Genomic DNA, 14,528 nt, shown 5'->3' on the forward strand with positions numbered 1-14,528 from the left:
CTTCGCGCGAGCCCGCCGATCAGTCGCGACGGTAGTCGCCGAGCCGGATGAGCGGGATGCGCGTCTCCTCGTCGGTCAACGAGCCGTGCTGGCCGATCATCTCCTCGCCCCGGCGATCCGCCTCGCGCCGGTCGTAGTACGCGATTCCGGACCGGGCCGCGACGAGCACGTCCGCGATGCGCTCGAGGTTCCGCGGTTCCACGTCGCCGTAGAGCCCGGCCGCGATCGCCTCGTCGCGGGAGACGACCCACGCGCGTTCGCCCTCGGCATCGCGCCAGCGCTCCAGGATCGCCGCGCGGGCGGACTCGTCGAGATCGGGCTCGAGGACGAGGCCGAGGCACCGCGGCTCGCCCGCGACGTGGCGTACGCCCTCGACGAGCCCGGGCGTCGCGTCGACGAACACGTGCCGGTGCGGGGGCACGTCGAGCACGCCGTGGTCGGCCGTGACGAGCAGGCCCGTGCCCCGGGGCATCCGTCGCTCGAATTCGGCGACCGCGGCGTCGAGCGTCTCGAGCGCGGCGAGCCAGCGGTCGGACTCCCAGCCGTGGGCGTGCGCGATCTGGTCGAGCTCGGAGACGTAGACGTAGACGAGCGCCGGGCCCTCGCGGAGCACGCGCAGCGCCTCGGCGAACCGGTCGGGGATCCTCGCGCCCGCGCGGTACTCGGCGCCGCGCAGCACCGCGCGCGTGAAGCCCGACGTCGCGTACCGGGTGCCGCCGATCGCGATCGCACGGGCGCCGCGCTCCGCGGCGCGCTCGAACACGGTGGCGTGGGGCTGCCACGCCTCGGGGACCATGCGGTCGTCCCATCCGCTCAGCTGGTTCACGACGCGATCGTTCGCGCGGTCGGGGACCCGATAGCCGACGAGTCCATGCGCACCGGGCATGAGCCCGGTGGCGAAGCTCGCGATCGCGGCGGCGGTCGTGGACGGGAACACCGTCCGGATCACGTCGCGCTTGGCCATCGCCCCCGAGAGGAAGCGGGCGTGGCCCGCCCGCGAGCGCAGGTTGCCGGCGCCGAGCCCGTCGACGAGGACGACGACGGCCGACTCGACCGCCGGGAGGTCGAAGGGGCCGGTTCCCCCGCCGATCGAGGCGAGGGCGGCGGGCAGCACCCCGGTGAGCCGCGGGGCTCCGTCGGCGGGCACCGGTAGCATTGCTGGCATCGCGCCCAGTCTGGCACAGGCCGGGCGCGGCCCCGTTCCCCGCGCGTGCCGCGTGCACGCCCTGCGCAGAGACGACGAATGACCCCAGGCAAGAGCGAATCCTCCTCATCACCCATCGCAGAGCGGATCGACGAGATCGACGTCGCAGAGGAGATGCAGGGGTCCTTCCTCGAGTACGCCTACTCCGTCATCTACTCCCGCGCACTCCCCGACGCGCGCGACGGACTGAAGCCGGTGCAGCGCCGCATCCTCTACATGATGAGCGACATGGGGCTCCGCCCCGATCGCGGCCACGTGAAGTCGGCGCGCGTCGTCGGCGAGGTCATGGGCAAGCTGCACCCGCACGGCGACAGCGCGATCTACGACGCGCTCGTCCGCCTCGCGCAGGCCTTCACGCTCCGGGTCCCGCTCGTCGACGGCCACGGCAACTTCGGGTCGCTCGACGACGGCCCCGCTGCGGCGCGGTACACCGAGGCGCGCATGGCGCCGGCCGCCGTGTCGATGACCGAGCACCTCGACGAGGACGTCGTCGACTTCGTCCCGAACTACGACAACTCCCACGAGCAGCCCGAGGTGCTGCCGGCGGCGATCCCGAACCTGCTGGTCAACGGCGCGAGCGGCATCGCGGTCGGCATGGCGACGAACATGGCGCCGCACAACCTCGTCGAGGTCGTCGCCGCGGCACGGCACCTCCTCCTGAACCCCGAGGCGACGCTCGACGAGCTCATGGAGTTCGTGCCGGGGCCCGACTTCCCGTCCGGCGGCACCATCGTCGGCCTCTCCGGGGTGCGCGACGCCTACGCGACCGGCCGCGGATCCTTCAAGACCCGGGCGAAGGTCTCCGTCGAGCAGCTCACGCCGCGCAAGGCCGGCCTCGTCGTGACCGAGCTGCCCTACCTCGTCGGCCCCGAGAAGGTCATCGAGAAGATCAAGGACGGCGTCAACGCCAAGAAGATCACGGGCATCTCGGACGTCGCCGACCTCACCGACCGGACCAAGGGGCTGCGTCTCGTCATCGGCGTGAAGACCGGCTTCAATCCGCAGGCCGTGCTCGAGCAGCTCTATCGGATGACGCCGCTCGAGGACTCCTTCAACATCAACAACGTGGCGCTCGTCGACGGGCAGCCGCAGACGCTCGGCCTCCGCGAGCTGCTCGACGTCTACCTCGCCCACCGCATCCGGGTGATCACGCGCCGCTCGGAGTACCGGCTGGCACGCCGCCGCGAACGGCTCCACCTCGTCGAGGGACTCCTCATCGCGATCCTCGACATCGACGAGGTCATCCAGGTCATCCGCTCGAGCGACGACGCCGAGGCCGCCCGCACGCGCCTGGAAGAGGTCTTCGACCTCAGCCGGCTGCAGGCCGAGTACATCCTCGAGCTCCGCCTCCGACGGCTCACGAAGTTCTCCCGCATCGAGCTCGAGGCCGAGCGCGACCAGCTGCTCGCCGAGATCGCGGCCCTCGAGGAGCTCCTCGCGAGCGACGTGCGCATCCGCGGGCAGGTCGCCGAAGAGCTCGACCGCGCCGCCGAGCTGTTCGGCACGCCGCGCCGCACGATGCTGACCGAGGCGCGCGTGCAGCCGAAGACGCGCAAGGCCGTCGACCCCGCGACGCTCGAGCACGCCGACGTGCCGTGCCGGGTCATCCTCGGCTCGACCGGGCGGATCGCCCGGGTCGACGCGCCCGAGGGCGAGGCAGCCGTCACGCTCACTCCCCCGAGCCGCCGCTCCAAGCACGACGCGGTGCGCTCCGAGGTCGCCACCACGAGCCGCACCGAGATCGGGGCGGTCACGTCGAAGGGTCGCCTCATCCGCTTCTCGCCGATGGACCTCCCCGCGCTGCCCCCGAACTCGGTGCAGCTCGGCGCGGGCGTGCGCGTCACCGACTACCTCGCGCTCCCCGACCGCACCGAGCAGGTGCTCGCCGTCGTCTCGCTCGACTCGCAGCAGTCGATCGTGCTCGGCACCGAGCAGGGCGTCGTCAAGCGCGTCGCGGCGGGCAACTACCCCAACCGGCCCGACTTCGAGGTGATCGCACTGAAGCCGGGCGATCGCGTCGTCGGAGCGTCGCAGGGCGGCGACGACGACGAGCTCGTCTTCGTCACGAGCGATGCGCAACTGCTGCACTTCCCCGCGTCGGCCGTCCGGCCGCAGGGATGCCCGGCCGGCGGCATGGCCGGCGTGAAGCTCGACGCCGGGGCGCGCGTGATCTCGTTCACGGTGATCCCGCGCGCCGACATCGAGTCGTCCGTCGTCGTCACCGTGGCCGCGTCGGCCGACACGCTGCTCGGCGCCGACCCCGGCGCGGCGAAGGTCTCGGACTTCGCCGAGTTCCCCGGCAAGGGGCGCGCGACCGGTGGTGTCCGCGCGCACCGGTTCCTCAAGGGCCAGGACGGACTCTCGGTCGCCTGGGTCGGTCCCGGTCCCGCGCGTGCGCTGGGCTCCGACGGCTCGCTGCGCGTCCTCCCCGAGGGAGGCGCGAAGCGCGATGGGTCGGGCCAGACGCTCGACGCCGTCGTGCAGGTGGTCGGCCGCGCCATCCGCTGACGTTCCGCCGCACGGTCCACACGACGACGGGCCCGCCGCACCATCGGTGCGACGGGCCCGCCGACGTCGGTCGGGCGTTCACGGCGCGCCCGCCCGAGGCGACCGCCCTCAGGCGTCGATGCGATCGCGCGTGAGCGCCGCCGCGCTGTCGACGATGAACTCCTTGCGCGGCGCGACCTCGTTGCCCATGAGCAGCTCGAACACGCGACCCGCGTTCTCGGCGTCGGCGACGCCGACGCGGCGGAGCGTGCGGTGCCGGCGGTCCATGGTCGTCGACGCCAGCTGGTCGGCATCCATCTCACCGAGGCCCTTGTAGCGCTGGATCGGATCCTGGTACCGCTTGCCCTGCTTCCGGAGGGTCGCGAGCACGCCGGCGAGCTCCTTCTCGGAGTACGTGTAGATCACGTCGTTGGCCTTCGATCCCGGGTTCATCACCACGACGCGGTGCAGGGGCGGCACGGCGGCGAACACGCGGCCGTCCTCGATCATGGGCCGCATGTAGCGGAAGAAGAGCGTGAGCAGCAGCGTGCGGATGTGCGCGCCGTCGACGTCGGCGTCGCTCATGATGATGACCTTGCCGTACCGCGCCGCCGACAGGTCGAAGCTGCGCCCCGAGCCGGCCCCGATCACCTGGATGATCGACGCGCACTCCGCGTTGCCCAGCATGTCGGCGATCGACGCCTTCTGGACGTTGAGGATCTTGCCCCGGATGGGCAGCAGCGCCTGGTGCTCGCTGTCGCGGGCGAGCTTGGCCGTGCCGAGGGCCGAGTCGCCCTCGACGATGAACAGCTCGCTCTGCGCGACATCCGTCGACCGGCAGTCGACCAGCTTCGCCGGAAGCGAGGAGGTCTCGAGGGCGTTCTTGCGGCGCTGCGTCTCCTTGTGCGTGCGTGCGGAGATGCGCGCCTTCATCTCGGAGACGACCTTCTCGAGCACCATCGAGGTCTGCGCCTTGTCGTCGCGCTTGGTCGAGGCGAAACGCTCGCCGAGCGCCTTCTGCACGACGGATGCCACGATCGATCGCACCGCGGGCGTGCCCAGCACCTCCTTCGTCTGGCCCTCGAACTGCGGCTCGGGCAGCCGCACCGTGAGCACCGCGGTGAGCCCGGCGAGCACGTCGTCCTTGTCGAGCTTGTCGTTGCCGACCTTCAGGCGCCGGGCGTTCTGCTCGACCTGCTGGCGGATGAACTTCAGCAGCCCCTGCTCGAAGCCGGACTGGTGCGTGCCGCCCTTCGGCGTCGCGATGATGTTGACGAAGCTCCGCATCACGGTGTCGTACCCGGTGCCCCAACGCAGCGCGATGTCGACGTGGCAGTGCCGCTCGACGTCGGTCGGGATCATCGCGCCGTGATCGTTCAGCACCGGCACGGTCTCGGTGAAGCGCCCGTCGCCCGTCAGCCGCCAGATGTCGGTCACCGGGCCGTCGACGGCGAGGTGCTCGGCGAACTCGGAGATCCCGCCCTCGAAGTGGAAGCGGTGCGTCTCGGTCGCCTCGCCGCGCTCGTCGGACACGGTGATCGCGAGGCCGGGGACCAGGAACGCGGTCTGGCGGGCACGGTTCAGGAGGTCCTCGAGCTGGAAGCTCGCCCCGCGCGTGAAGATCTGCGGGTCGGCCCAGTACCGGACCCGGGTGCCCGTCACCGCCTTCGCGACACGCCCGACCTTGCGCAGCTCGCTGGACTGCTCGAACGGGCGGAACGGAGCCGATGGCGACCGCGTGCCGTGGTCGTCGAAGACGCCGGGCTCGCCGCGGTGGAACGACATGGCCCACGTCGCGCCGCCGCGGTCGACCTCGACGTCGAGGCGTTCCGACAGGGCGTTGACGACCGACGCGCCCACGCCGTGGAGGCCGCCCGAGGCCGAGTACGAACCCGAGCCGAACTTGCCGCCGGCGTGCAGCTTCGTGAACACGACCTCGACGCCAGTGAGCCCGGTCTTCGGCTCGACGTCGACCGGGATCCCGCGGGCCCGGTCGCGAACCTCGACGCTCTGGTCGGCGTGCAGTACGACGTCGATCTCGGTGCCGTGGCCCGCGAGCGCCTCGTCGACCGAGTTGTCGATGATCTCCCAGAGGCAGTGCATGAGACCGCGCGAGTCGGTCGACCCGATGTACATGCCCGGTCGCTTGCGGACCGCCTCGAGGCCCTCGAGGACGGAGAGATGGCGGGCGGAATAGTCGGAGCTCACGTCGCACAAGCCTAGTGAGGGCCACCCCCGTTCCCGCCCCAGGCGCTTCGCGCAGAGCGAAATGCAGGGTCGCGGGGAACGTTCGCAGTCGGACTCGTGTTTTCATTGAGAGACGGAAACGGCTCGTGATCTACGGAGGAGGCGCCATGAACCAGTACACCGACACCGCCGGTGCGGTCGACGAAGTCGAGACGCCGCACGAGCTGACCGCGCTCGATCGCTGCGACGCCTGCGGCGCGCAGGCCTACATCCGAGTGGTCGTCGCGAGCGGCGAACTCCTCTTCTGCGCGCACCACGGCCGCAAGCACGAGGAGAAGCTCTCGCAGATCGCCCACAGCTGGCACGACGAGTCGAGCCGGCTCCTCACCGACACGCGCAACTGACGCGGGTCCCACGACGACGAGGACGCCCCCGGAGGATTCCGGGGGCGTTCGTCGTCGGTGCGTGCGTCCGCGGCGGCTCAGGCGTCAGCGGATGCCGCGACGCCCGCGGCACGCAGCTGCAGCGTGCGGGCGGCCTCGGCGAATCGGTCGACCTCGTGGGTCCGCTCCCCCGGCGTGTACTCCAGGCCGGCGCGTTCGCATGCGCGGGCCAGCATCGCGTCGGCGAGGCGCGGGTTCTTCGCGAGCACCGGGCCGTGCAGGTGCGTGCCGATCACGTCGCCCATGCGCACCCCCTCCTGGCCGGACCCGCGCCCGTTGCCCGACCCGGCCTGGACGCGCCCGACGGGCGAGGCCTCGGCGCCGACGTAGTCGCGCGCATGGTTCTCGAAGCCCACGAGCAGGCCGAGCCCGCCCGAGGCCTTGACCACCAGGTCGCCCGCGACGCGGCCCTCGCGCGGCACCGCACGGCCGGCCATGATGCCGAGCCCCTCGACGCTGCGGCCGTCGGCGAGCTCGATGCCCCAGCTGAGCAGCTCCCACCCGGTGCCGACCGCGAGGATCGGCACGCCCTCGGTTCCCCACCGCCGGAGTTCGTCGTGGAGTCCGAGCAGGATCTCCCGACTGCGTTCGAGCGATGAATCGCTGCCCGAACCGAGCACGACCGCGTCCACTCGCCCGGGAAGGTCCGCGGCGTCCTCGACCGGGACGACGCGCGCGTCGAGACCGGCCCATCGTGCGCGAGCAGCGAGCACGGCGGCGTTCTCGGCATCGCCGTTGGTGTTCTGCAGCGTGGGCAGCAGCGAGACGATCGTGAGGGTCATACCGCTTCCGTGAGTCCGAGGTGCGTGCGGGTGCGCCGCATGGCGTCGGCGGAGAAGACGATCGTCTTCACGCCGCTCGTCGGCGCGGGCGCCGCCAGGAAGTCGTCGAGCGCGCGACCGAGGTCGTGCTCGACGCGGTCGATCTCGACGCCGTCGTACGCGAGCATGAGCGCGGCCTCGTCGGCCTTGGAACCGCTGACGATCGAGACGCGGCCGAGGGACGAGGCATCCGTCGGCCAGAAGTAGGACGGGTCGCGGACGTCCGACCCGATCGCGAACAGGATCCGGTCGGTCCCCGGGGCGATGCTGTCGACGTTCAGCTGGTAGCTCGCGGGGTTCTGCACGAGGACGAAGTCGACCTCCTGCCCGCGGACGGTCACCCGCTCGCCGCGCCCGAAGACCGCGGGGATCGCGCTCAGCGCGCGAGCCGCGACCTCGGGGTCGAACTGCTCGCCGAGGACGGCGCGTGCCGTCGAGTACGCGGCGGCCGCGTCGACGGCGTAGTGGGTGCCGCGCGCGGGCAGTCCGATCGCGACGTCGCGTCCGCCGTCGGCGAGGACTGCTGACGCCCCGTCGACGGATGCCACGACGACGCCCGCCGCCGGGTCGAGTCGCTCCGGGCTGGTCTCCGTGTGCCCGAGTCCGCGCGGCGAGGCCGCGAGCACTGTCGGGGAGACGCCGAAGCGCCGGACCGCGACGCCGTCGCCGAGTCCGCCGGCGATCCGCTCGAGGTACGCGTCGTCGGCGTTCACGACCACGGAGCCGTGCGCACGGGACGCGATCTTCGCGAGCATGCCGGCGACCATCTCCGAGTCGTGGAACCGGTCGATCTGGTCGACCATCACGTTCGTGAGCGTCACGACGCGGGCGTCGACGCCCTCCATCACGCGGGCGCCGTGGCCCTCGTCCATCTCGAGCACGGCGACGTCGCCGGGCACGCGGCCGCGCCAGTCCGCCTGCTCCAGCAGCGCGGACGTGAGTCCCTGGCTGATGTTCGCGGTCGAGGGGTTGGTGAAGACCGCCTCCCCGTGCGCGCGGAGGATCGCGACGAGCATCTTGGTCGTGGTCGACTTGCCGCTCGACCCGGTGACGACGACGAGGCCGCGCGGGAACCCGGAGAGCGTGGTGCGGAGGTAGCCGGGGGCGATGGTGTTGACCACGAGGCCGGGCACCGCCGAACCGCCGCCCGGCTTGCGCAGCCGGGCGGCGATCCTGGTGAGCCGGCCGACGAGGATCGCCGGCGCGTACTTCACTGGCGGCCTACTCGAGGTAGTCGCGCAGCGACTGCGACCGGGACGGGTGGCGGAGCTTCGCCATCGTCTTCGACTCGATCTGGCGGATGCGCTCGCGCGTCACGCCGAAGGTGTCGCCGATCTGGTCGAGCGTCTTCGGCATGCCGTCGCCGAGGCCGAACCGCATGCGGATGACGCCGGCCTCGCGCTCGCTCAGCGAGTCGAGCAGCGACTCGAGCTGCTTCTGCAGCATGGTGAAGCCGACCGCGTCGGCCGGGACGACCGCCTCGGTGTCCTCGATCAGGTCGCCGAACTCGCTGTCGCCGTCCTCGCCGAGCGGCGTGTGCAGCGAGATGGGCTCGCGGCCGTACTTCTGGACCTCGATGACCTTCTCGGGGGTCATGTCGAGCTCCTTCGACAGTTCCTCCGGCGTGGGCTCGCGGCCCAGGTCCTGCAGCATCTGCCGCTGGACGCGGGCGAGCTTGTTGATGACCTCGACCATGTGCACCGGGATGCGGATGGTGCGGGCCTGGTCGGCCATCGCGCGGGTGATCGCCTGGCGGATCCACCACGTCGCGTAGGTCGAGAACTTGAAGCCCTTGGTGTAGTCGAACTTCTCGACCGCGCGGATGAGGCCGAGGTTGCCCTCCTGGATGAGGTCGAGGAACTGCATGCCGCGGCCCGTGTAGCGCTTGGCGAGCGAGACCACGAGGCGCAGGTTCGCGCCGAGCAGGTGGCTCTTGGCGCGCTGGCCGTCGCGGGCGACCCACTGGAGCTCGCGGCCGAGCTGCGAGCGCTTCTCGGCGTCGGACATGTGCGAGAGCTTCTCCTCGGCGAAGAGCCCCGCCTCGATCCGCATCGCCAGCTCGACCTCTTCGGCCGCGTTCAGGAGCGCGACCTTTCCGATCTGCTTCAGGTAGTCCTTGACCGGGTCGGCCGTCGCGCCGGTGATCGTCGTCGAGTAGACGGGGATCTCATCCTCGTCGTCCGACGCGCGGAGCACGATCGCGCCGGTCGGGTGGGGCTCGACCGGCGCGGGCTTGGCCTCCTCGTCGTCACCGGACTCCTCCGTCGACTCCTCGCCGGTCGCCGGCGCGTCGGCGGTCTCGTCGACCGCGCCCTCCTCGATCCCGGCGTCCTCGTCGAGCTCGTCCTCGTCGGCGCCCTCGGCGCCCTTCGCCTTGGTGCTCTTCGCCTTGCCGCCCTTCGCGGTCGTCGTGCGGGGCGTCTTCGACGCCGTCGTGGCGCTCTTCTTCGATGCCGTGCTCTTGGCCGACGCGGCCTTGGCGGTCGGGGCCTTCGTCGACTTCGACGCCGACGCCCGCTTGCTCGTGCTCGCGGCGCGGGGCGCCTCGGCCGACTCGTCGGTCGTCGCCGTGCTGGTCTTGGCTGCCATGTGTACTGAACCTCTTCCTCACCGTCGCGCGGCACGTGGGCCCCTGGGCGGGCCTGCCGGGATACTGACTGCGTCGCGACCCGGGTGATTTCGGACACGATGAGGACCCATGTCAAGTCCGCGGCGGTGGCGACGCGAGTCGCACGGCGGACCAGAACGGGTCCTTCCCCCCATTATACAGGCCACGACGCGTCGAACCGCCCGCGACCACGCGGATTCCGGGGCGCGATCCGGCCTGCATACGATCAAACGTCCGCGATGCCGCCGGCATTCCCCCGGATCCCCGCTCGAGCGGACGCGACTCAGCCGTCCTCGGCGTCGCGGCTCCGACGCCTGGCCAGGAACTTCTCGAGCTCGGCGCCGATCTCGTCCGCCGACGGGAGCTCCCCGTCCTCGTCGGTCAGGGGCGACCGCAGGCTCGTCCCCTCCATGTAGTCGTCGTGACGCTCCTCGAGCGTGTGCACGAGCTTCGCGAGCTCGCCGTTCTCGGCGACCTGCTCGTCGATCCGCGCCGTGAACTCGCGCCCCTGCTCGCGCAGCGAATCCGTGGGGAAGATGCGACCCGTCGAAGCGCTCACCGCCTCGAGCGCCGTGACCGCCGCCGACGGGAACTCCGCGTCCGACAGGTAGTGCGGCACCAGCAGCACGAACCCCGTCGTCGGATGCCCCTGCGTCTGCAGGCGGTACTCGACGAGGTGCAGTGCGTTGGCCGGGACCTGGGTCGTCGGCCGCCACACCGACATCGCCTCGATGAGGTCGGTCCGGTTGCCGCTCACGGTGACCCCGATCGGCCGCGTGTGGGGCACCGGCATCGGGATGGAGTTGATCCAGGTCGTCGACGACACCTCGAATCGCTCGATGAGGCCGAGGACCGCGGCGCCGAAGCGCTCCCACTGGAAGTCCGGCTCGAAGCCCGTCAGGAGGAGGAACGGCTGGCCGATCTCGTCACGGGCCAGGTCGAGCGACAGCCTCGGGGGCCGGTAGTCGGTGAGGTGGTCCCCCTCGAAGAGGATCACGGGCCTCCGCGCGCGGTAGTCGAGCAGCTCGTCGGCGTCGAACGTGGCCACCACCCGGCTGTCGAGGTTGGTCAGGAGGTAGTCCGTCGTCTGGGCGACCGCCGAGCCCGCATCGGCGAAACCCGTGAGCCCGGCGACGAGCGGGAGTCCGAGGGGGACCTCGACGTCGGCGTTGAGCTCGTACAGGGAGCGGGAATCGCGCATAGGTCAAGGGTACCGAGGGCAGGACGGCGCCCACCCGTCGACGCACGCCGGCGGCCATGCCGAGAGCGAACAGCCGATGCGGGTCCGCACCGGCGAACACCTACGATCGAATCCATGTCCGTTCCCTCGATCGAACTCTCCGCCTCCCCCACCGCCCCGGCCGACGTCGATGCCGTCGTCCTGCCCGTCCGACGCACCGGCGACGGCCCCGTGCCGGCCGTCGACGGCGGCTTCGAGTGGGTCGGTCCGGCCCTCGCCCGGCTCGGCGGCAAGGGCGGGCTCGACGAGGTGACGAAGCTCACGGCGCCCGACGGCGACGTGCTGGTCGTCGCCACGGGTCTCGGTGAGACGACGGATGCCGCCTCGCTCCGCCACGCGGGGGGTGCCGCACTGCGCGCACTCGCCTCCTCGTCGTCCGTCGCGCTCGCGACGGCCGGACTCGACGCCGCATCCGCCGAGGCGTTCGCCGAGGGCGCCGCGCTCGGCGCCTACACGTTCACCGAGTACCGCGAGGGTCCGACCGGCCCGGACAGGCTCGTCGTGCACACCGAGCACGACGCTGCAGCCGTCCGCCTCGACCGCATCCGTTCCGTCGTCGCGGCGGTCGCACGGACCAAGGACCTCGTGAACACCGCACCCAACGACCTGCCTCCGGCCGTCCTCGCCGACCTCGCGGTGCAGGCCGCCGAATCGGCCGGCGTCTTGGTCAAGGTCTACGACGAGGCCGCACTCGTGGAGGGCGGGTTCAACGGCATCCTCGCGGTCGGCGGAGGCTCGTCGCGCCCGCCGCGGCTCGTCCGCCTCGAGTACGCCCCGGCCGGGGCATCCGCTCACCTCGCGCTGGTCGGCAAGGGCATCACGTTCGACTCGGGCGGCCTCTCCCTGAAGCCGGGCGCCTCGATGGTCGGCATGAAGTCCGACATGGCGGGCGCTGCGGCCGTGCTCTCCGCCGTCGTCGCGCTCGCCGAGCTCGACGTGCCCGTCCGCGTGACCGGATGGCTCTGCCTCGCCGAGAACATGCCCTCGGGCACCGCGGCGCGGCCGAACGACGTCATCCGGATGAAGGGCGGCACCACGGTCGAGGTCCTGAACACCGACGCCGAGGGGCGCCTGGTCATGGCCGACGCGCTCGCCGCAGCGAGCGAGGAGCAGCCCGATGCGATCATCGACGTCGCGACGCTCACCGGCGCGCAGGTCGTCGCGCTCGGCAATCGCATCAGCGGCCTGATGGGCGAGGACGCGCTCGTCGCGGAGCTCCGCGGAGCGGCGGAGGCCGCCGGCGAGCCGACCTGGCCGATGCCGCTTCCCGAGGACCTGCTGCCGCTGCTGAAGTCGGATGTCGCGGACCTCGCGAACACGAAGCTCGGCACCGTGGTGCCGGGCATGCTCCTCGCGGGCGTGTTCCTGCAGCAGTTCGTCGGCCGCCGCGAGGGCGAGGACGCAGCCCGGATCCCGTGGGCGCACCTCGACATCGCGGGGCCGTCGTACAACTCCGCGGCACCCTGGGGATTCACGGGAGCGGGGGGCACGGGGGCCGCCGTGCGCACGCTCATCGCGCTGGGCGAGCGGGCCGTCGCCAGGTAGTACAGTCGTGTGGGGCGATCCACGCCCCAGACGTTCCCCGGCCACGAACCGGGTGACTCGCGCCGCAGATCCGATGCGCAAGGGAGATTCCGTTTGTCCGAGCAGAACTTTGACCTCGTCATCCTCGGAGGCGGCAGCGGAGGGTACGCAGCGGCGCTGCGCGCCGTCCAGCTCGGCCTCAGCGTGGCCCTCGTCGAGAAGGACAAGCTCGGCGGCACGTGCCTGCACCGGGGCTGCATCCCGACGAAGGCGCTCCTGCACGCGGCCGAGGTCGCCGACAGCTCGCGCGAGTCGGAGAAGTTCGGCGTCCGGTCGACGTTCGAGGGCATCGACATCCCGGCGGTGACGCGCTACCGCGAGGGCATCGTCGCGAGCAAGTTCAAGGGCCTGCAGGGCCTCATCAAGGCTCGCGGCATCACGGTGTTCGAGGGCGAGGGGCGCCTCGAGGGCGCGAAGACCGTCGTCGTCGGCGACGAGCGCCTCACCGGCAGGAACGTGGTCCTCGCCACGGGCTCGTACTCGCGTTCGCTGCCCGGCCTCGACATCGCCGGCCGCGTGATCACGAGCGAGCAGGCGCTCGAGCTCGACTTCGTCCCGAAGAAGGTCGCGATCCTCGGCGGCGGCGTCATCGGCGTCGAGTTCGCGAGCGTGTGGCGCTCCTTCGGCTCCGAGGTCACGATCATCGAGGCGCTCCCCCACCTCGTCCCGAACGAGGAGGAGTCGATCTCGAAGCAGCTCGAGCGCGCCTTCCGCAAGCGCGGCATCGACTACAAGCTCGGCGTGCGCTTCCAGGGCGTCACCCAGCACGACGACGGCGTCGTCGTCACGCTCGAGAACGGCGACACCGTCGAGGCCGAGCTCCTGCTCGTCGCCGTCGGCCGCGGCCCGGTCACCCAGAACCTCGGCTACGAGGAGGCGGGCGTCACCGTCGACCGCGGGTTCGTCATCACGAACGAGCGCCTCGAGACGAGCGTCCCCGGCGTCTACGCCGTCGGCGACATCGTCCCGGGCCTCCAGCTCGCCCACCGCGGCTTCCAGCAGGGCATCTTCGTGGCCGAGGAGATCGCGGGCCTGAACCCGATCATCGTCGAGGACGTCAACATCCCGAAGGTCACGTACTCCGAGCCCGAGGTCGCGTCCGTCGGGTACACCGAGGCGCGCGCGGCCGAGAAGTTCGGCGCCGACAAGGTCTCCTCGTACGAGTACAACCTCGCCGGCAACGGCAAGAGCCACATCCTCGAGACGAGCGGATCGATCAAGGTCGTCCGCGTCGACGACGGCCCCGTGGTCGGCGTGCACATGATCGGCGCCCGCGTCGGCGAGCTGATCGGCGAGGCGCAGCTCGCGGTGAACTGGGAAGCGTACCCCGAGGACATCGCCCCGCTGATCCACGCGCACCCGACGCAGAACGAGGCGCTCGGAGAGGCGTTCCTGAAGCTCGCGGGCAAGCCGCTGCACGCGCTCTGATCCCGTCGCGCCGAAATACGACTGCAATAAGCTAGAACGCGTCACACGCTGTGAAGGAGACAAGCGAATGAGCGAATCCGTCAGCCTCCCGGCACTCGGCGAGAGTGTCACCGAGGGCACGGTCACCCGCTGGCTGAAGAACGTGGGAGACCGGGTCGAGGTCGACGAGCCGCTGCTCGAGGTTTCGACCGACAAGGTCGACACCGAGATCCCATCGCCCGTCGCGGGCGTCATCGAGGCGATCCTCGTCCAGGAGGACGAGACCGTCGAGGTCGGTACCGCCCTTGTCACGATCGGCGACGGCTCGGGTGGTGGGGAGGCCGCGCCCGCCGAGGCGCCGCAGGCCGAGGCCGCTCCGGCTCCGGCTCCGGAGGCTCCCGCACAGCAGGAGGCCCCGGCGCAGCCGCAGGCCCCGGCTCAGCCGCAGGCCCCGGCTCCGCAGCAGGAGGCCCCGGCCCAGACCCCGGCTCCGCAGCAGGAGGCCCAGGCCCAGGCCCCGGCCCCGGCTCCGCAGCAGGAGGCCCCG

At 71.5% G+C, this 14,528-nt stretch carries 11 protein-coding genes; 5 read left to right on the forward strand and 6 right to left on the reverse strand.

The window, feature by feature from the left end; all coding sequences use genetic code 11:
* Window positions 1–19: 19 nt before the first annotated feature.
* A complete protein-coding gene (locus tag GLX25_RS00075; protein ID WP_240898038.1) occupies window positions 20–1,165 on the reverse strand; it encodes an alkaline phosphatase family protein in 1,146 nt (381 codons plus the stop codon).
* A 78-nt stretch (window positions 1,166–1,243) separates the two neighbouring features.
* Here GLX25_RS00075 and GLX25_RS00080 point away from each other — a divergent pair, with 78 nt between their 5' ends.
* On the forward strand, window positions 1,244–3,712 hold the full coding sequence (locus GLX25_RS00080) for a DNA gyrase/topoisomerase IV subunit A (RefSeq protein WP_155840203.1): 2,469 nt from the start codon (window positions 1,244–1,246) through the stop codon (window positions 3,710–3,712).
* A 108-nt stretch (window positions 3,713–3,820) separates the two neighbouring features.
* Here the strand turns inward: GLX25_RS00080 and GLX25_RS00085 are convergent, their stop codons facing one another.
* The gene (locus GLX25_RS00085) at window positions 3,821–5,899 is read right to left on the reverse strand and encodes a DNA gyrase/topoisomerase IV subunit B (protein ID WP_166548280.1); all 2,079 of its coding nucleotides are present in this window, start codon (window positions 5,897–5,899) and stop codon (window positions 3,821–3,823) included.
* 146 nt (window positions 5,900–6,045) lie between these two features.
* On the opposite strand from GLX25_RS00085, the gene GLX25_RS00090 reads away from it, so the two are divergent.
* Window positions 6,046–6,282, forward strand: coding sequence for a DUF7455 domain-containing protein (locus GLX25_RS00090; RefSeq protein ID WP_155840205.1), 237 nt, complete (start codon window positions 6,046–6,048; stop codon window positions 6,280–6,282).
* Window positions 6,283–6,359: 77 nt separating this feature from the next.
* Here GLX25_RS00090 and GLX25_RS00095 read toward each other — a convergent pair whose 3' ends face one another.
* The 4 genes from GLX25_RS00095 to GLX25_RS00110 all read right to left on the reverse strand — a co-directional run bounded on the left by GLX25_RS00095 (window position 6,360) and on the right by GLX25_RS00110 (window position 10,951).
* The gene (locus GLX25_RS00095; protein WP_155840206.1) at window positions 6,360–7,103 is read right to left on the reverse strand and encodes a type 1 glutamine amidotransferase; all 744 of its coding nucleotides are present in this window, start codon (window positions 7,101–7,103) and stop codon (window positions 6,360–6,362) included.
* A complete protein-coding gene (locus GLX25_RS00100) occupies window positions 7,100–8,356 on the reverse strand; it encodes a Mur ligase family protein (RefSeq protein WP_155840207.1) in 1,257 nt (418 codons plus the stop codon). The genes GLX25_RS00095 and GLX25_RS00100 overlap by 4 nt, the downstream gene beginning before the upstream one ends.
* Window positions 8,357–8,363: 7 nt before the next feature.
* Window positions 8,364–9,731: an RNA polymerase sigma factor gene (locus GLX25_RS00105; RefSeq protein ID WP_155840208.1), complete on the reverse strand. Its 1,368-nt coding sequence runs from the start codon at window positions 9,729–9,731 to the stop codon at window positions 8,364–8,366.
* Window positions 9,732–10,033: 302 nt separating this feature from the next.
* On the reverse strand, window positions 10,034–10,951 hold the full coding sequence (locus tag GLX25_RS00110) for a proteasome assembly chaperone family protein (protein WP_155840209.1): 918 nt from the start codon (window positions 10,949–10,951) through the stop codon (window positions 10,034–10,036).
* A gap of 114 nt (window positions 10,952–11,065) precedes the next feature.
* Between GLX25_RS00110 and GLX25_RS00115 the strand changes: the two genes are divergently transcribed.
* The 3 genes from GLX25_RS00115 to GLX25_RS00125 all read left to right on the forward strand — a co-directional run.
* Window positions 11,066–12,535, forward strand: coding sequence for a leucyl aminopeptidase (locus tag GLX25_RS00115; RefSeq protein ID WP_155840210.1), 1,470 nt, complete (start codon window positions 11,066–11,068; stop codon window positions 12,533–12,535).
* A 93-nt stretch (window positions 12,536–12,628) separates the two neighbouring features.
* Window positions 12,629–14,002: a dihydrolipoyl dehydrogenase gene (gene lpdA / locus GLX25_RS00120; RefSeq protein ID WP_155840211.1), complete on the forward strand. Its 1,374-nt coding sequence runs from the start codon at window positions 12,629–12,631 to the stop codon at window positions 14,000–14,002.
* Window positions 14,003–14,069: 67 nt separating this feature from the next.
* The coding region (locus GLX25_RS00125; RefSeq protein WP_338081363.1) for a biotin/lipoyl-containing protein at window positions 14,070–14,528 on the forward strand (459 nt) is incomplete at its 3' end.

Source organism: Agromyces luteolus, assembly GCF_009729855.1.
Taxonomy (GTDB): Bacteria; Actinomycetota; Actinomycetes; order Actinomycetales; family Microbacteriaceae; genus Agromyces; species Agromyces luteolus.